Source organism: Faecalibacter rhinopitheci (assembly GCF_015234135.1).
GTDB lineage: Bacteria > Bacteroidota > Bacteroidia > Flavobacteriales > Weeksellaceae > Empedobacter > Empedobacter rhinopitheci.
On sequence record NZ_JADGIK010000001.1, the window covers coordinates 1 to 17,224 of the forward strand.

A 17,224-nucleotide genomic window follows, 5' to 3' on the forward strand; every position below is an offset into this window, starting at 1 on the left:
TATCCCACAATAGTTGATTTTTTCATTCATTTGTTCTATATTTAATTTTTATAGGAGAGAACTAATCTTGCAATGAAACCTACTATCCTAGCACGAACTTTTTGTTCAAATAAACTGTACGGTTTTTAGCAAGAAATGAGCAGGGATTATCATGTTAGTGAAGCTTTATGCTTAATAGTATTTACGATCTTAATCTGCTCATTTAGTTCTTTCTTTTTTTATTTGCTATATATCTTAAATATAATCAATTACAAACATAGGATTGTATTTGCAAAAAACGGGCTGAAAGTAAACTTTCATCCCATCTTTTTCCGCTCGCAAAATTGCTTTTCTAAAAACTTTAATCTAATTTAGTTTTAGCCAAGCAATTTGCTTGAACGGACGAACTTGACCTTCGTTCAATTTCCTTCTCGTTATCCATAATTTTAAAATGATTGCATAGTGAAGAAACTTCTTAGTTTTATAATATTATTTTTAAGTATCAATCTCTATCCTCAAGAGATTGAAAATAGCAATATTGATTCTTTAAAAATTTTTCAAGATTTATATTGGTTAAAACCTATTAACCATTATGGCTGGGTAACAGATTATGAAAAATTTTACTCAAAAAAAGAAATAAAAAATCTAAATACTTTGATAACTAAATTTGAGAAACAAACTTCAAATGAAATTGCTATAATAACGTTAGATTCATTAAGAGTTACGGAAGAAAATTTTGATGCTTTATCACTTCGAGTTGCAAATGAGTGGGGAATTGGAAAACCTGAAAAAAAAATGGAATTTTAATTACTATTTCCAAAAATTTTAGAAAAATATGAATTCAAAATGGGATCGGAATAGAAGAGATTTTGAGTGACTTTGAAACTAAACAAATTATAGAAAATCAATTTATTCCTTATTTTAAAAATGATGATTATTACAAAGGTACCTATAATGGTATCTTAGAAATAATAGAAAAATTAAAATAAAACTACAGATAACATCGCATTGGCGAAATAGAGGGTTAAGGCTAAAATTTGAAAATTCACTTTTTTTAATCCAATAATTATCCAACAAATCAACAAATCAAAATTTTGACTATTTTTATACTAACATTGCATTAGCAACTTGAAACTGTATTAAAATGATGGAGTATAAAATAGATGATGTAAATAAAAACGAATACAAAGAAGTAGTTGACGTTTGGGAAGCTTCAGTTCGAGCAACTCATCATTTTTTGAAAGAAGAAGATATTTTGTATTTTAAACCTCTAATTCTCAATACATATCTAGACGCTGTGGAATTAAAATGTGCAAGAGCACAAGATAATAAAATTGTAGGTTTTCTTGGTGTAGCAGAACAAAATTTAGAAATGTTATTTATGCATCCTGAATCTAGAGGCAAAGGAATTGGTAAAGCTTTATTAAATTATTCAATTGCCAAAATGAATTTTATTAAAGTTGACGTGAATGAACAAAATGAACAAGCAGTTGGTTTTTATGAAAAATATGGATTTGAAATATCAAGTTGTTCAGAAATGGATTCAACAGGAAAACCTTATCCAATTTTACATATGGAATTAAAAATACAACACCCATTAGTGTAGGTAACTATTGAACAACTACAAAATCAACAAAATAATAAATATATAGCCTCATAAAAGTATTATAAACGTTGATAATATAACAAGAATGAGGTATTAAAAATAGAAAAAGCAGCTTATGAACCTGCTTAATTTATTATCTAAAAAAAATTAATGAGAAAGCCATTTTAAAAGACCTTCAGGCCCTCCAATTATTAATATAAATCCCATTATTATAATTAATACAATTCCAACGATTAAACATCCTCCAAAACTATCATTTTCATTCCAGTTTCCACTATCTTTTAATTCTTGTATTTGACGCTGAGTTTCTTCTCTTCTTCGTTTTCTAGAGTAAGGACTATTTGAATATGGATTTCGAGGTTTATAAGGTTTAGTCATTTTTAAAATTTATTTGTGAGAAATAGAAATAGTTTTCATTAAAAATATTTTAAAACTAATTATACTTTTACATGATTCCTTACGGAAAACCTTATTGTTAATTAAAATTAAATAGCTAATAGTAAGTACTTAAGTTAATGACATAATTTTTTTTTATACTCTATGTTAGTATATTTGAATCTTACCTCTAATCTATCTACCTTAAAATTTCAACTATGAAAAAAATTTTAATTATTATTCCTATAATTTTAATTTCTTGCTTAAAAAAAAATTCTACTGAGGATAGAAATTTATTAAAAAATGAAATTAGACAGGAGATTCTCGATAGTATAAAAAAGAATGATTTACTAAAATCTACAAAACATACTTTCAATTTAAAAAAAGGAAAAAAAGTAATTGTTTATGATAATAATACTTGGGAATATTCGACTAATAATAACATTAATAAATTAAATACAAAAAAGGTCAAATCAGAAAGATCAAATAGTAACATAGCAGTAAACTCTTTCACGTCAAATAAAAATCCTAAAAGAAAAAATAAGAAAAAATCTGTTTCTAATTCTTCTTCATATTCTTCAGGTACTTGTGGATATCCTACTAAATCTGGAGGAAGATGCAGAAGAACTGTTAAAAGTGGTGGATCATGTTGGCAACATGGCTAAAATAATTCATCTATAAGAATAAGATAACATTAAACCTCGTTTAAGTCTTTTTAAGCTGTGATTACTTATAAAGAAATGAGGTATTAAAAATAGAAAAAGTAGCTTAGGAACCTGCTTTTATTTTATTTCCCTTTTTAATTCTTCAATCGAATCAAATTATTGTAAGTAAAACATTTCTGATTTTAATGTTCCAAAGAAATTCTCGATAATCGCATTATCTAAGCATTTTTTTTTACGAGATATGCTTTGAATGATTCCTTTTTTCTTTAATTGTGTTTGATATTGTTTCATTTGGTATTGCCATCCTTGATCAGAATGGAATATTAAATCTTTCGTATTTTGGGGTTGTATTAAAAGCCTTTTTAAGCATTTGAATTACTTGATCAAATATTGGTCTTTCGATTAATTCGTAACTGATAATATCCTGATTGTAAAGATCCATTACAGGTGATAAATACAATTTTGAATTAAACCAGATGAGCCATAAGCTTTATAATCGTTATGCCTTTTATTGAGCAAAATATCTGAAAAAGCAAATTCTTGTGCAACTGAATATATGGATTGATGTGATTTTATTACTAATTCGATACATTTTAATTTAAATGATGCGTCATATTTTATTTTTTTTGTCATAAAAAAATGCCCCAGAAAGTGTCTAACTTTTTGGGGCATGTCTAATATGTTGCTTTTTTATTATACTTTTTTTTAAAAAAAAAATTATTTAGCAGTTCCTTTAATTCGAAAGATTTTTCGAGAAGCTTTTACATCATTAGATGTAATAGTTACCGATTTATTAAATGCACCTGCTACAGATCCTACACTATAATTTAATAAAATATCTGCAGATCCTCCAGGAGCAATAGGAGTTTTTGGGAATTCTGGAACTGTACATCCACAAGATCCTACTACAGTTTTAATGATTAATGGTTCTGTACCAACATTTGTAACCTTAACAGTTTTTTGAATGTTAGCATTTAATTTTAATTCACCAAATTCAACTGATTCAGTTTCTAATTTAAGTTCTTGTGCAAACAAAGAAGTCATTCCCATTGCAAAAGCACCTAATAACATTATTTTTTTCATAATTGAGTCTAAATTATACTATCAAATTTATAAAAACATTTTTAGATAAAATACTTTAATATATTAAAAATATCATTTATTTCCATTTTATATTTTAAAAATTGATATGTTGATTATATTTATTTCGTTGTTATTTTATTGAAATTGATCAAACAAATTTTTTATTATTTCTTTATAAGTCCAATATTTATACCATTAAATATTGTGTGTGAAATAATCCTATTCTCAGTTGATATAAAAACTTTACTTATTCTGTTATTGCTTTTAATGATAAATACTTTTAAATTTATCCAAAAATTAATTTTACCAAATGAAAATCATCTTTTCTACTTTACTATTTACTATAACTATATGTGCTTTTTCGCAAGTTAATAATAAAGATTTAATTGCTGACTTATCAGCGCAAACGGGTAGATCATTATATCTAAGGCCAAATGAAACAGATCCTATAATCTCTAAATATTACTTAAATACAGAATTTAAAAAAGCATATGTAGAAGGATTTGAGAAAGGTAATGAATATAGATATAATGGATTTACAGATAACTTCGAATTTATTGAAAATGGCGAACTTTTAAACCTTGTTAAAAATTCATCAATTAGATTAAAGTTTAATCACAATGAATCTGTTTATCAATATTTACATTTTTTTGATACAAAAGGGAATAGTCAAGAAAGATTCTTAGAAATAGTAATTGATGGTACTCCTAAATATTCTTTGTATAAATCTTTTGAAGTAACCGAGTCTGCAAATGATAACATTAACGGTTATAAGTCTACTGAAGAAAAGAAAATTAATATTACCAAAGAATTTTTAATCGGGATAAATGGAACAATTCATACGATTCCTCGTTCAACAAAAAAATTAAATCAGATACTAAGTATAAATGTAGAGGAAATTATAAAATCAAATAAATTAAATTTAAAGAAGCAAGAAGATCTCGTTAAATTGATTGAAATATTGAATAAATAATACATTTCAGAACTAATTATATTGGGCAGATTGATTAAATTTGCCCAAATTTGTTTTTAAGAATAAATACACAATGGAAATCGCATCGAAATATACGCCGACAGAGGTTGAAGGAAAATGGTACCAGTACTGGATGGAGAAAAAATATTTTAAATCTACACCAGACGAAAGAAAAGCTTACACAATTGTAATTCCACCACCAAACGTCACAGGTGTCTTACATATGGGACACATGTTAAACAATACGATTCAAGACGTTTTAATTCGTCGTGCGCGTATGCGTGGATTCAACGCATGTTGGGTTCCTGGAACTGACCATGCTTCAATTGCAACTGAGGCGAAAGTCGTTGCGAAATTAAAAGAAGAAGGTGTTTCTAAATTTGACATCGGACGTGAAAAATTCTTAGATCACGCTTGGGATTGGACGCACAAACACGGTGGAATCATCTTAGATCAATTAAAGAAATTAGGAGCTTCTTGTGATTGGGATCGTACAAAATTCACGATGGATCCAGATTTATCTGAGTCTGTTCAACGTGTGTTTATCGATTTATACAACAAAGGATTAATTTACCGTGGTTACCGTATGGTGAACTGGGATCCAGAAGCAAAAACAAATATCTCTGACGAAGAGGTGGTTTACAAAGAGAAAAACGGAAAATTATACCACTTAAAATACCAAGTCGTAGGTTCTGATAAATATATCGTTGTGGCAACAACTCGTCCAGAAACTATTTTTGGAGATACTGCTGTATGTATCAATCCAAACGATGAGCGTTACGAATGGTTAAAAGGACAAAAAGTAATTGTTCCTTTAGTTGGTCGTGAGGTAAACATCATCCAAGATGAGTATGTGGATTTAGAATTCGGTACTGGATGTTTAAAAGTAACGCCAGCTCACGATACAAATGACTACGAATTAGGAAAGAAACACAACTTAGAGTTCATCGATATCTTTACGGATGATGCGAAATTAAACGATTATGGAATGCATTATGCCGGAATGGATCGTTTCAAAGCACGTAAAGAAGTTGAGAAAGAATTAGAAGAAAAAGGTTTACTTGAAAAAGTAGAAGATTATAAAAATAATGTAGGGACTTCTGAAAGAACTGGAGCGGTTATCGAGCCTAAAATCTCGAACCAATGGTTCTTAAAAATGACAGATTTAGCTAAACCTGCATTAGATAATGTAATGAACGATACGATTAAATTTCACCCAGCGAAATTTAAAAATACGTACCGTAACTGGATGGAAAATGTAACGGATTGGAACATTTCTCGTCAATTATGGTGGGGACACCAAATTCCTGCATTCTTCTACGGTGATGGAAACGAAGATTTCGTTGTTGCATTAACGAAAGAAGAAGCGTTACCATTAGCACAAGAAAAAACAGGAAATGCTGCATTAACAATCGAAGATTTACGTCAAGATGAAGATGCGTTAGATACGTGGTTCTCTTCTTGGTTATGGCCAATTTCAGTTTTCAATGGAATCAACGAACCAGAAAACGAAGAAATCAATTATTACTATCCAACTCAAGATTTAGTAACTGGTCCAGATATTATTTTCTTCTGGGTGGCACGTATGATTGTGGCTGGATACGAGTACCGCAACGAATTACCTTTTGAAAATGTATATTTCACAGGTATCGTTCGTGACAAACAAGGTCGTAAAATGTCGAAATCTTTAGGGAATTCGCCCGATCCAATCGAATTAATGAACGAGTACGGAGCAGATGCAACACGTATGGGGATGTTATTAACTGCGCCTGCAGGAAACGACTTGCCATTTGATATCGATTTATGTTTACAAGGACGTAATTTCGCGAATAAAATTTGGAATGCTTTCCGCTTAATCAAAGGTTTTGAAATTAACGAAGAATTAGAGCAAACTTCGGCACAAGCAAAAGCGGTAAACTGGTTCGAGAATAAATTCCAACAAGCATTAGCGGATATCGAGCACAACTACGATCAATACCGTTTATCAGATTCGTTAATGGCGATCTATAAATTAATTTGGGACGATTTCTGTTCTTGGTACTTAGAAGCAATTAAACCATCATTTGGTGAGCCAATCGATCGTAAAACATTTGATGCGACAATTGGTTTCTTAGAAAATGTATTAAAAGTGTTACATCCATTTATGCCTTTCTTAACAGAGGAAATTTGGCACTTAATCGCAGATCGTACAGAAGATGAGGCCTTAATTATTTCGAAATATCCTGAAGTTACTTCTTTCGACGAAACGATTATTAAAGCGTTCGAAAATACAAAAGAAGCGACTACTGCTATTCGTGGTCTACGTTCAGAAAAAGGAATGTCTCCAAAAGAAGCTTTAGAAGTTTTTGCAGATGCACAAGCTGCGAATGAAATCTATGTAGATGTATTCTCTAAATTAGGTAACGTTTCGAACTTCAATACAGGAGATAAGCCAGAAAAAGGTTTTGGATTCCGTGTTGGTACGTTAGAGTTTATGATTCCAATGTCTGATAATATCGATATTAAAGCAGAACGCGAAAAATTACAAAAAGAGTTAGAATACAACCAAGGTTTCTTAAACTCAGTGCGTAAAAAATTATCTAACGAGAGATTCGTTGCTGGTGCGCCAGAGCAGGTAATTAATGCAGAACGCAAGAAAGAAGCTGATGCTTTAGAGAAGATTACTCAAATCGAAGAGCAATTAGCAGCTTTATAAAAGTAACGAAATTTATTCTTAAATATAGATTAGCCACTCCAAAAGGAGTGGCTTTTTTTATAATCATTTATTTAAGTGAGAAAATTCGAATTTATGAAGTAAAATTTATTTGTTAAATAGTATAAAGCATTTTGTATTTTCTACCTTTGCGGTCTTCTATCTAAAAGAAATTATGCAATATTTAGAACTTATTTTAATCGGAATTTTTACAGCAATTATAGGATCAGCCATACCGGGTTTATTAAATATGACAGTTGTGAAAATTGGAAAAAGTGAAGGTTCTAAAAGTGCTTATACGTTTATGGCTGGAACAGCTGTAACGATTGCTTTGCAAGTATATATAGCTATTTTTTTGGCGAAATTCATTAATTTTAATGAAGAAGTAACCAAAATTTTTCGTGAAGTTGGTCTAGTTGTTTTTGTTTTAATTACAGTCTATTTTTTATTTTTTGCAAAGAAACAAGATCAAAAGAAAAAGAAGAAAAAGGAATCTCAAGTAGGAGAGTATCAGCAAAAAAATAAATTTGTGTATGGGCTTTTATTATCTGCAATTAATGTATTTCCAGTTCCATTTTATGTATTTCTAAGTGCGACTTTAAAGTCGTATAATATCTCCGTATTTAACCAACCCAATAGTTCTGTTTTCGCTTTTGGAGTGGTGGTTGGATCGATGATTATATTCGGATCTTATTTAAAATTCTTTAAATCAAAATCAGAAGAAAATTCATTTATCTTAAAAAATATCAATTATGTAATTGGTGGTGTTACTAGTGTTGTATCTCTATTAACGATTTATCAGTTGATAAAATAAGTTAATTTAAATTAGCTTTTGGATGCGCATATTTTACTAAATATTGCATTACATCATCACATTCTTTTCCTTGGATAATAAATCCTAAAACATCTTCTATCAATTCATTAATAACCTGTGGATTAAATTCATATTTTTTAGCGATTTCTTTACAAAATGCGATTTCATCTTCATGAATATTGAAGTCTGAAACCATTAATAAAACCATATCATATAATGCCGCTAAACGATCTGTAAAAGTTTCAGGTAAACTGAATGGTATCTCATCTGTATGATTCACAATGTAATTAATGTCTTTATAATTTAAACCATGATGTTTAGCTATTTGTGTAATAATTGAAATTTCTTTCTCATCCAAACTCTCGTCTTTTTTACCTAATAGAAATAAGTGTTTTATATGATTTAATTTATCAATTAATCTTAAATTACTTAAAGGCATATCATTCTTTTTAGCTTGTTTCGTATTTGATAACGTAATAAAATTAATTATATTTAACCAAATCACAGCAAATGTTAAGAAATGAATTCCAAATTATTGATCAAATATATGATTCTCAAGTTGAAAATAAGTTTATAATTAAAAAACTAACTGTTAATGAACGAATTATATTACTACAAAAATTAGAAGAATCAATTTTAGCACACCGTCAAGAAATTACTCAGGGACTACACTTAGATTTTAGAAAGAGTATAATTGAAGCAGAATCTACAGAAATATTCCCCATTATTTCTGAAATTAGGTTATTTCGTAAAAATCTGAAGAAATGGGCAAAAACTAAATCTGTTTCTAACAATATTGTTTTCTTTGGATCAAATGCTAAAATACAATATGAAGCAAAAGGGAATTGTTTGATTATTTCTCCGTGGAATTACCCTTTTCAATTAGCTCTAGTTCATTTAGTAGCGTGTATAGCAGCTGGAAATACAGCAATTGTAAAACCTTCTGAATTTTCACCCAATACAAATAAGGTAGTCAAGAAAATTATTAATTCAGTTTTTTCTTCAAATCATGTTGAGGTTGTAAAAGGTGAAATTGATGTAACGACTCATTTACTTAACAAAAAATTTGATCATATACATTTCACAGGTTCTCCGAAAGTTGGAAAAATAATTATGGCTGCGGGCGCCAAACATTTAAGTTCTGTGACCTTAGAACTTGGAGGGAAATCTCCTTTAATTATAGATGATACTATGCCTCTGGAAACCATAGTATCTAAGGCAATATGGGGAAAATTAGTAAATAATGGACAGACTTGTATTGCGCCAGACTATATATTAATACAAGAAAATAGATTAAATGATTTCGTGAAAAGTGCTATCAAATATCTTGAAAAAACATTTGGTCAAGATCCTAAAGAATCGCCTGATTTAGCACGAATTATTAATAATAAAAACTTTCACCGTATTAGAGATCTTATTCAGGATTCAATTGCAAAAGGAGCGAAGTGTCCTTATGGAAATGATTATGACGAGAAAGAATTGTACATTAAACCAACTTTATTAACTCATGTTGATTCAAATTCTGAGATTTTACATGAAGAAATATTTGGGCCAGTATTTCCAATTATAAGTTATACAACTATAAATGAAGCGATAAACTTTATCAACGAACGTGAAAAACCTTTGGCGCTGTATATTTTTTCTAAAAATAAAGCATTAATTCAACAAATTTCTGATGAAACCTCTTCAGGAGCAGTGATGGTTAATGAAACATTAATACATATTATGCATCCCAATTTACCATTTGGAGGAGTAAATAATTCTGGAATTGGAAGTTCAACAGGGAAATTTGGATTCGAAGATTTTTCTCATGCAAAACCAGTTCTTGATGTAAATCAGTTAGTTTCACCGACAAAATTCATCAATTATCCATATAATTCTAGAACACAGAAAATAATTAACCTAATGATGAAATATTTATAGAACCGTTCTAAGATAATTTGATTTGCTTTATACAATTTGTATAGGTATTTTTGTTCAACTAAATGAGATTAAATTGCTATCAAAAAAGACTAAATACGGTTTAAAAGCCATGGCTTATCTTGCAAGACAAGAAAGTAATAAGCCAGTTTTAATTGGACAAATTTCGGAAGTGGAAATGATTCCAAAAAAATTCTTAGAGGCCATCTTATTAGATCTTAAAAAACTTGGATTTGTAAATTCAAAACAGGGTAAAGGTGGAGGATATTATTTAGCACGTGAAGCAAAAGATATTTCACTTGCTTCGTTAATTCGTGTCTTAGAAGGTCCAATCGCTTTATTGCCATGTGTAAGTAAAAACTATTATGAGAAATGTGATGATTGCCCAAATGAAGGTGTTTGTAGATTAAATCAAGTAATGGCAGAATTAAGAGATTCAACTTTAGAAATCTTGGAGAATAAATCTTTAGAAAGTTTAAAATAAAAAAAAACCTGAATTATATAATTCAGGTTTTTTTTTTATATGATTAGAAATAAGTGTAATGAAATATCTGTGCAGCTTTTAACGCAAAAGCATCATTTATTAATTTATCAAGATTGTTAATCTCAGTTTTAATTAATTCTTGATTTCTATTGAAGTTTGGTAATGAATTAAGTTTAAACTCTTGATTTTTAGTTTTTACCTTTTGTTCTATACTCTTAATAAATAATTTTTTTTGTTTGTTTACATCAATTGTCGATAGTTTTGATTGATCTAAATCCTTAATCTCATAAAGCGCATATTCTGCATAAGCTATAAGCATAGTTTGCATTACTTCATGATAAGCAACATTTGTATTTATTAAACCGTTAATTCTATTAATTGATTGAAAAGTTTGAATAAAGTTAGACCGATAATTCTCGCTTAAATTTAATTTATTAATAGATTGTAAATGTTGGGCATAGATTAAATAAAATTGATTTTTTCCATTAACACCAATAAAGTCAGTAGAAAATCCTTCTGTTTTTAATCCAATCTCAAAAGCAGTGTCTGGATGTTTAGGATTAATTTCAGAAAATATAAGAGGATATTTTTCTTCAACTTTTTGAACATATTTATTATGAGATTCAGCATTTGTTATTTGTGCCGAAACAAAAGTGCTACCAGTTATTATTAATAAAATAACTGAAAATATATTTTTATAATTCATTGTATATTAGTATTATGTATAATCGTTTTTAGATGTTTTATTTAACTTCTTTCCACGTGTTTTTAGCTTTAGGACCACCCCAAATTTTGGTAGCTAAATAAGGATTATCAATAAATGGATTTCTATTACCTTGGCCAAATGTATTCGCCAAATTCCCTAAATAATTGTTCCGTTGTTTTTCCAAATTAGATACTGGATCATCTGCGTTCCATTTTAAGAAAATATCGGGCATATTCTTGTGATAAGTATTTTTACTACTAGCCATTTTATTAGGTAAAGTACGATCTCCATATCTTACATACATGTACATAATTATTCTTGCTATGTCACCTTTCCATTCATTTCCAGGGTACCAAGCATTGTTATCGCGTTTAGAGGCTTTTCCCACACCATCTATAAAGGGTAGATTACTTCTCTTAGTATTTCTTGTTACATCGGCTGGTCTTAGCATATGTGCATCTGCACCGGGACCAGCTTGTCCCAAATTTGGTTTTCCAATGGATTTAGCATAAACATGTTCTCGGCTCCATTTTCCTTTTTCACCACCTGTACTTGATTTATGTCTTGATCTATGTTCATCTTTATTTTTACTATTATCATCAAATCCATAAATCATTAATACATTTTCCTTGTTTCTTGGATCAGCATCTGTGATAGCTAATGCTTTCCATAATTCTTTATAAGTTAAATTATTCTTATGTGTAGTTGTTATTAGTTTTGCTAAATCTTTTTTTAATTCTTCTCCTTTTTTATTGAAATTGACTGATTTGTAATAGGTAGGGATCTGTGCATTTAAAAATGTTAAAGCGGAAAAACCTACAATAAATAGTATCTTCTTCATTTATATCTCTTATTTTTGAACAGCAAAGATATATTTATAAATTTTAAAAAAGCACGATGAATACTAGCATTGAGATGGATTTTAGGACTATCTTACTGAATCATAATAAGAAAGATTTTAAATATCTATTGGCAGTTAGTGGAGGTGTGGATAGTATGGTTTTACTAGATATGTTCCGTAAAACTTCTACCAATTTCCAAGTTGCACACTGTAATTTTCAATTAAGAGGTGATGATTCATTAGGTGATGAACAATTTGTAAGAGAATATTGTGGTAAACATACCATACCTTTTCATTCAGTAAAATTTGATGTCGAAAACTTTAAAAGTACAGGAAATTATTCTACCGAAATGGCTTGTAGAATTTTAAGATACAATTGGTTTGAAGAAATAATGCAGACCAATAGACTTGATTTTTTAGTTACTGCTCATCATTTGAATGATAATATAGAAACTTTTATAATTAATTTATCTCGAGGAACTGGCTTAAAAGGATTAGTTGGAATGAAAATCTCAGCAGAAAATATTTTTAGACCTTTATTATCTACTACAAAAGAAAATATTTTGCATTATGCAAATTCTGAAGGATTAAGTTGGAGAGAAGATTATACCAACCAAACCGATGAATATATTCGCAATAAAATACGTCATCATATTGCACCTTTTCTTAATGAGATTCATCCAAATTTTGAAACTAATTTTAATAAAACGTTATCATTTATCAATGATGCTCAAAGCTTTATTGAGGGTCAAATGGAGAATATTCGTAAAAGGATTATTTATGATGAAGAACAATCTGCTATTGAAATTGAGACGCTTAATTCATTAGATAATATGAACTTTGTGCAATACTATCTATTTGAAAGATATGGTTTTAAAGATGTTGATTTAATCAATAAATTGAAGTGTTCTGAAAATAGTAGTGAGTTGACCTCTCAATATTATAGATTAATAAAAAATAGGGATTTTTTAATTTTAAGTAAAAAGTCAATAGAGGAAACGGACGAAATTATCATAAAGCAAGATGAGATTAAAATCAAATCCTTAAATTTGAAATTTATTCGTTCAAACTCTAAACTAGAAAATGCAACAGAATGCATCAATGCAGATAATATAAAGTTTCCATTAAGATTTAGAAAAGTCAAAGTAGGTGATTATTTTTTTCCGTTGGGAATGCAAGGTCAGAAAAAAATGATCAGTAAATTTTTCAAAGATTTAAAATTATCAAAAATTGAAAAGGAAAACGCATGGCTATTAGTGGATAATTTAGATCAAATTATTTGGGTAGTAAATTACCGATTAGATGAACGTTTTAAAATGAAAGAGAATATTAAGAATTATTTAAATATTATCGTATGTTAAAAAAACTTTGGATACTTTTTTTGTTTCCAATTTTAGTACAAGCACAATTATATAGCCCTGCAAAATGGACCACTCAAGTGAAAGATTTGGGGAATAACAATTTTGAGGTAGAAATAATTGGTAAAATTGAAAATGGTTGGCATTTATATTCTTCTAAACATCCTGATGGTGGTATTGGAATTCCAGCTTCAGCAAATTTTCAAACGGGTAACGGTGGTCAATTAGTTGGTAAATTCATTGAAAAAGGGAAGCGAATAGATAAATACAGCACTGTTTTTGAGCAAGATGAGAAATATTTTGAAAAGAATGTGACTTTTGTTCAGAAAGTGAATGTAAAAGGTAAAGATGCTGTAAATGTTGATTACACAATAGAATTCCAGATGTGTGATGCTGAAAGATGTTTACCACCAGATGAAATATCAGGAACAGTTAAATTAAGTCCTTCTGTAAATGTTAGTGAACTTAAAAATAGTACAGAAGTTACTGAAGAAAAAGAGAATATTCTTATAGAAGTTATTCCAGATTCTACTACAGTTATCACATCTACAACTATTGATACAATTAAAAATGATACAATAAAACCTGTGTCTAATACTAGAAGTGTTGTAGATGAAGATTTTTTAGCAGATAATGAAAAAGGAAACAATGGATTACTTAAAATATTTTCGTTAGGATTTTTAGGTGGTTTAGCTGCCTTGCTAATGCCATGTATCTTTCCGATGATTCCTTTAACGGTAAGCATGTTTACGAAGCAGAGTAAAACCAAAAGTGAAGGAGTTTTTAAAGCTTTAATCTATGGATTTTCAATCATATTTATTTATGTTATATTAGGTTTATTAGCAACTGTGTTATTTGGACCTTCCTTCCTAAATGAAATGTCAACCAATCCTTGGGTTAATTTAGCATTCTTTGTAACTTTTATCATATTTGCTATATCTTTTTTCGGAGCTTTTGAACTTACTTTACCAAGTAAATGGATAAACGCTGCAGATAAAGGAGCAGATAAAGGAGGTTTAATAGGGATCTTCTTTATGGCTTTTACATTAGCATTAGTATCATTTTCTTGTACGGGTCCAATTATTGGGTCTTTATTAGTACAAGCTACGCAGGAAGGGCATTTCTTTTCTTTAATTATTGGTATGCTAGGTTTTTCAATGGCTTTAGCAATACCATTTACATTATTTGCAATGTTTCCTGGTTGGTTGAATTCTCTACCAAAATCAGGAGGATGGCTGAATACGATTAAAGTTTCATTAGGGTTTATAGAATTAGCATTTGCATTTAAATTCTTATCTAATGCAGATTTAGTATGGCAAATGAACTGGCTACCACGTGAGATATTTTTAGCAATTTGGATTGCAGTGTTTTTACTACTAGCATTATATTTACTAGGTAAATTCAGATTAGAGTTAGATGCACCAACACCAGTAATTGGAGTGCCAAGATTATTTTTTGCACTATTTACATTTGCTTTTGTTGTGTATCTTGTGCCTGGAATGTGGGGAGCTCCTTTAAAATTATTAAGTGGATTAATGCCTCCAATGACTTATTCAGAGTCTCCACGAGGATTTCATGAAGGTGTAGGAGGAAATAGTGTATCAACTGGTTTTGATGATCCAAATATGGTTGCAGGTCCGCATGGAATACCAACCTTTAAAGATTTTGACCAAGCAGTAATCTATGCAGAGAAAACAAATAAACCTCTTTTATTAGACTTTACGGGTCATGCGTGTGCAAACTGTCGTAAGGTTGAGGAGCGTGTTTGGGTCGATAATCAAATCAAAGAAATTTTGACTAATAAAGTTGTTTTAGTTTCTCTTTATGTAGATGATCAAAAAGAATTACCAGAAGATCAAAAAGTTTTCTCAGAAGCTTTAGGACGTAAATTAAAAACTGTAGGTAATAAATGGACAGCCTTTGAAATGGAACATTTTAAAGCTAATGCACAACCTTATTACATTCTAGTTGATAAGAATCTTAAACGTTACTCTACGCCATTAGAAGCAGAATTAGATATCAAAAAGTATAATGATTGGCTTGTAAATGGTATAAATAAATACAAGCTTAACTATAAAGATTAAAAAAAAGGTTCCTTAATTGGAACCTTTTTTGTTTTTATGAAATTTGTTTAAGAGAAAGTAATTTATCATCTTTTTGTTCTAAAAGATAATCATATACTTTTCTTGAAATTACTCCTTCATTGAATTCGTAACTAGTTATAAGATTTAAATCAAAACCTAACAATTCTAATTCAGTATATGTTACAGTAGACTTTTCCGTATCATATAAATTTTTAAGAATTTTGTGGTTCTTTTTTAATCTATTGTTGGTTATTCTTATAACTTCAACATTTTCTTTGTTCAATTGATTGTTGTACGTGTTACGGCAAAAATCATTACAGAATTTCTTGTCCTTTCTTCCAAAAAGGGTTTGACCGCATTGAATGCATGTTTTCATAAATAATAAGTAAGTTAGGTTATACACTACAAAATTATTAAATATTTAATACAATATAACAAAAATGTTAAATATTGATGAAAAATACCTAAATATAGGTATTAATCATTTAAATTACTTATTCATACTTATAACACTACTTTCTTGTTGATTTCCATTGATTTACCTATAATTTTAAAAATATATGTCCCTTTATTATTTAATGAAATATCAACCTTATTATTAAGTTTTACATTAGCTATCTTATTAATAAATTGGCCATTTATATTAAATATATGTATTTCTATAATCTTATTATCATTATTAGATATAACGGATATCGTATTAGGTCCACTTTTATACACATTAATTTCATTTCTTTCTTGATGTTCAAAATCACTATTACTTAAATTATATCCCCAAATTTTTTGAGCATATTCGGGATAATCAATAAATGGATTTCTATTATTCTGAAAGGTGTAAATGGTATTGTTAAGTGCAATTTCTCTAGGAGATACCGGATCATTAGTGTGCCAATTCATTAAGATTTTTAAAAATGTAGTTGTAAATACAAGATCTTTGGTTCCATTAAACATAGGATAATTCCAATTTTGTATTCCATTCTCTTGATATCTTGTTGCAAAATAAAAATATGCTCTTGCAATATCTCCTTTAAACTCATCAATTGGTTCGAAAACTACTCCTGAATATCCTTCTGAATATCCTGAGTTGTTGTTAGGACCTAATTTTGATCCATTAGTTGAAGTCCATGTAGGATTTTTTACAACGCCAAAAGGATAATTAGCTCGCCTATTATTTACTTGATAATCGGTAGGCCATATATGAAAAGGGTCGGAAACCATTGGAGAATTTTGGTTAAAAACACTTTGAGGTATTAAATGCTCTCTGTTATAACATGTTCCTTCGTTTCCTCCAGATCCGCCACATTGGTTCGTTCCTGGGATAAAGGTATATGCATCTTGACCTTGTGGTTTTTCACTATATATATCCATGATTTTATTCGTATCTGTAGAATCATACCAATTGTCATTAAAGGCAGATGGATTTCCGGTATATAATCCCCAAAGATTAGCATAAGTTTTGGTGGTATGATTTTTTATAATATGATAGAGTTGTGTCTTTAATTCAAACCCATCCCCAGTTGCGCTATCATAATATCCATTTGGTACTTGTCCAAAAGCTAAACTACATAAAGAAGTTAAAGTTATATTCAATAGAATTTTTCTCATAATTAGCTGATTTTGTTTATATAAAAATATAAAATTTAT

General features: G+C 29.2%; 18 protein-coding genes and 1 pseudogene. 11 read left to right on the forward strand and 8 right to left on the reverse strand.

The window, feature by feature from the left end; genetic code table 11:
- The first annotated feature begins 441 nt into the window (after window positions 1-441).
- The 3 genes from IM532_RS13785 (at window position 442) to IM532_RS00015 (ending at window position 1,585) form a co-directional block, all read left to right on the forward strand.
- Entirely contained in the window at window positions 442-786 is a 345-nt protein-coding gene (locus IM532_RS13785) for a TPM domain-containing protein (protein ID WP_194181390.1), read from the forward strand.
- Window positions 787-830: 44 nt separating this feature from the next.
- A complete protein-coding gene (locus IM532_RS13830) occupies window positions 831-968 on the forward strand; it encodes a TPM domain-containing protein (protein ID WP_394368342.1) in 138 nt (45 codons plus the stop codon).
- A gap of 155 nt (window positions 969-1,123) precedes the next feature.
- The gene (locus tag IM532_RS00015) at window positions 1,124-1,585 is read left to right on the forward strand and encodes a GNAT family N-acetyltransferase (protein ID WP_228063620.1); all 462 of its coding nucleotides are present in this window, start codon (window positions 1,124-1,126) and stop codon (window positions 1,583-1,585) included.
- Between the two features lie 147 nt (window positions 1,586-1,732).
- Here the strand turns inward: IM532_RS00015 and IM532_RS00020 are convergent, their stop codons facing one another.
- Window positions 1,733-1,963 carry a hypothetical protein gene (locus IM532_RS00020; RefSeq protein WP_194181392.1) on the reverse strand — a complete coding sequence of 77 codons (231 nt, stop codon included), beginning with the start codon at window positions 1,961-1,963 and terminating at the stop codon, window positions 1,733-1,735.
- 215 nt (window positions 1,964-2,178) lie between these two features.
- Here IM532_RS00020 and IM532_RS00025 point away from each other — a divergent pair, with 215 nt between their 5' ends.
- Entirely contained in the window at window positions 2,179-2,625 is a 447-nt protein-coding gene (locus IM532_RS00025) for a hypothetical protein (protein ID WP_194181393.1), read from the forward strand.
- A 165-nt stretch (window positions 2,626-2,790) separates the two neighbouring features.
- Here IM532_RS00025 and IM532_RS13835 read toward each other — a convergent pair.
- Together IM532_RS13835 and IM532_RS00035 are read right to left on the reverse strand one after the other, a co-directional pair.
- A pseudogene (locus tag IM532_RS13835) lies at window positions 2,791-2,952 on the reverse strand (IS3-like element ISEnfa3 family transposase); the annotation flags it as partial.
- Window positions 2,953-3,342: 390 nt separating this feature from the next.
- A complete protein-coding gene (locus tag IM532_RS00035; RefSeq protein ID WP_194181394.1) occupies window positions 3,343-3,708 on the reverse strand; it encodes a DUF1573 domain-containing protein in 366 nt (121 codons plus the stop codon).
- 310 nt (window positions 3,709-4,018) lie between these two features.
- On the opposite strand from IM532_RS00035, the gene IM532_RS00040 reads away from it, so the two are divergent.
- From IM532_RS00040 to IM532_RS00050, 3 genes are all read left to right on the forward strand, one after another.
- Window positions 4,019-4,681, forward strand: a complete 663-nt coding sequence (locus IM532_RS00040) for a hypothetical protein (RefSeq protein WP_194181395.1) — start codon at window positions 4,019-4,021, stop codon at window positions 4,679-4,681.
- Window positions 4,682-4,754: 73 nt separating this feature from the next.
- Window positions 4,755-7,376 (forward strand): valine--tRNA ligase, encoded by a 2,622-nt coding sequence (locus IM532_RS00045; RefSeq protein ID WP_194181396.1) that lies wholly within the window; start codon window positions 4,755-4,757, stop codon window positions 7,374-7,376.
- A gap of 172 nt (window positions 7,377-7,548) precedes the next feature.
- Window positions 7,549-8,187 carry a LysE family transporter gene (locus tag IM532_RS00050; protein WP_194181397.1) on the forward strand — a complete coding sequence of 213 codons (639 nt, stop codon included), beginning with the start codon at window positions 7,549-7,551 and terminating at the stop codon, window positions 8,185-8,187.
- A 1-nt stretch (window position 8,188) separates the two neighbouring features.
- Here IM532_RS00050 and IM532_RS00055 read toward each other — a convergent pair whose 3' ends face one another.
- Window positions 8,189-8,626 carry a hypothetical protein gene (locus tag IM532_RS00055; protein WP_194181398.1) on the reverse strand — a complete coding sequence of 146 codons (438 nt, stop codon included), beginning with the start codon at window positions 8,624-8,626 and terminating at the stop codon, window positions 8,189-8,191.
- A 71-nt stretch (window positions 8,627-8,697) separates the two neighbouring features.
- On the opposite strand from IM532_RS00055, the gene IM532_RS00060 reads away from it, so the two are divergent.
- Entirely contained in the window at window positions 8,698-10,110 is a 1,413-nt protein-coding gene (locus IM532_RS00060; RefSeq protein ID WP_194181399.1) for an aldehyde dehydrogenase family protein, read from the forward strand.
- A 73-nt stretch (window positions 10,111-10,183) separates the two neighbouring features.
- Window positions 10,184-10,591 (forward strand): RrF2 family transcriptional regulator, encoded by a 408-nt coding sequence (locus IM532_RS00065; protein WP_194181400.1) that lies wholly within the window; start codon window positions 10,184-10,186, stop codon window positions 10,589-10,591.
- A gap of 43 nt (window positions 10,592-10,634) precedes the next feature.
- On the opposite strand, the gene IM532_RS00070 is transcribed toward IM532_RS00065, so the two are convergent.
- Window positions 10,635-11,297, reverse strand: coding sequence for a hypothetical protein (locus IM532_RS00070; protein ID WP_194181401.1), 663 nt, complete (start codon window positions 11,295-11,297; stop codon window positions 10,635-10,637).
- Between the two features lie 37 nt (window positions 11,298-11,334).
- A complete protein-coding gene (locus IM532_RS00075) occupies window positions 11,335-12,138 on the reverse strand; it encodes an endonuclease I family protein (RefSeq protein WP_194181402.1) in 804 nt (267 codons plus the stop codon).
- Between the two features lie 56 nt (window positions 12,139-12,194).
- On the opposite strand from IM532_RS00075, the gene tilS reads away from it, so the two are divergent.
- Both tilS and IM532_RS00085 read left to right on the forward strand, forming a co-directional pair.
- Complete coding sequence (gene tilS / locus IM532_RS00080) at window positions 12,195-13,499, forward strand: tRNA lysidine(34) synthetase TilS (protein ID WP_194181403.1); 1,305 nt, start codon at window positions 12,195-12,197, stop codon at window positions 13,497-13,499.
- On the forward strand, window positions 13,493-15,580 hold the full coding sequence (locus IM532_RS00085) for a protein-disulfide reductase DsbD family protein (RefSeq protein WP_194181404.1): 2,088 nt from the start codon (window positions 13,493-13,495) through the stop codon (window positions 15,578-15,580). Before tilS ends, IM532_RS00085 begins: the two co-directional genes overlap by 7 nt.
- A 34-nt stretch (window positions 15,581-15,614) precedes the next feature.
- On the opposite strand, the gene IM532_RS00090 is transcribed toward IM532_RS00085, so the two are convergent.
- Window positions 15,615-15,956, reverse strand: coding sequence for a hypothetical protein (locus IM532_RS00090; protein ID WP_194181405.1), 342 nt, complete (start codon window positions 15,954-15,956; stop codon window positions 15,615-15,617).
- Between the two features lie 128 nt (window positions 15,957-16,084).
- Entirely contained in the window at window positions 16,085-17,185 is a 1,101-nt protein-coding gene (locus IM532_RS00095) for an endonuclease (RefSeq protein ID WP_194181406.1), read from the reverse strand.
- Window positions 17,186-17,224 lie beyond the last annotated feature (39 nt).

Excerpts from the sequence above, each read along its gene's own strand:
- IM532_RS00015 (WP_228063620.1), top strand. The coding sequence starts at position 1,124 with ATGATGGAGTATAAAATAGATGATGTAAATAAAAACGAATACAAAGAA.
- IM532_RS00020 (WP_194181392.1), bottom strand. The coding sequence starts at position 1,963 with ATGACTAAACCTTATAAACCTCGAAATCCATATTCAAATAGTCCTTAC.
- IM532_RS00025 (WP_194181393.1), top strand. The coding sequence starts at position 2,179 with ATGAAAAAAATTTTAATTATTATTCCTATAATTTTAATTTCTTGCTTA.
- IM532_RS00035 (WP_194181394.1), bottom strand. The coding sequence starts at position 3,708 with ATGAAAAAAATAATGTTATTAGGTGCTTTTGCAATGGGAATGACTTCT.
- IM532_RS00040 (WP_194181395.1), top strand. The coding sequence starts at position 4,019 with ATGAAAATCATCTTTTCTACTTTACTATTTACTATAACTATATGTGCT.
- IM532_RS00045 (WP_194181396.1), top strand. The coding sequence starts at position 4,755 with ATGGAAATCGCATCGAAATATACGCCGACAGAGGTTGAAGGAAAATGG.
- IM532_RS00050 (WP_194181397.1), top strand. The coding sequence starts at position 7,549 with ATGCAATATTTAGAACTTATTTTAATCGGAATTTTTACAGCAATTATA.
- IM532_RS00055 (WP_194181398.1), bottom strand. The coding sequence starts at position 8,626 with ATGCCTTTAAGTAATTTAAGATTAATTGATAAATTAAATCATATAAAA.
- IM532_RS00060 (WP_194181399.1), top strand. The coding sequence starts at position 8,698 with ATGTTAAGAAATGAATTCCAAATTATTGATCAAATATATGATTCTCAA.
- IM532_RS00070 (WP_194181401.1), bottom strand. The coding sequence starts at position 11,297 with ATGAATTATAAAAATATATTTTCAGTTATTTTATTAATAATAACTGGT.
- IM532_RS00075 (WP_194181402.1), bottom strand. The coding sequence starts at position 12,138 with ATGAAGAAGATACTATTTATTGTAGGTTTTTCCGCTTTAACATTTTTA.
- tilS (WP_194181403.1), top strand. The coding sequence starts at position 12,195 with ATGAATACTAGCATTGAGATGGATTTTAGGACTATCTTACTGAATCAT.
- IM532_RS00085 (WP_194181404.1), top strand. The coding sequence starts at position 13,493 with ATGTTAAAAAAACTTTGGATACTTTTTTTGTTTCCAATTTTAGTACAA.
- IM532_RS00090 (WP_194181405.1), bottom strand. The coding sequence starts at position 15,956 with ATGAAAACATGCATTCAATGCGGTCAAACCCTTTTTGGAAGAAAGGAC.
- IM532_RS00095 (WP_194181406.1), bottom strand. The coding sequence starts at position 17,185 with ATGAGAAAAATTCTATTGAATATAACTTTAACTTCTTTATGTAGTTTA.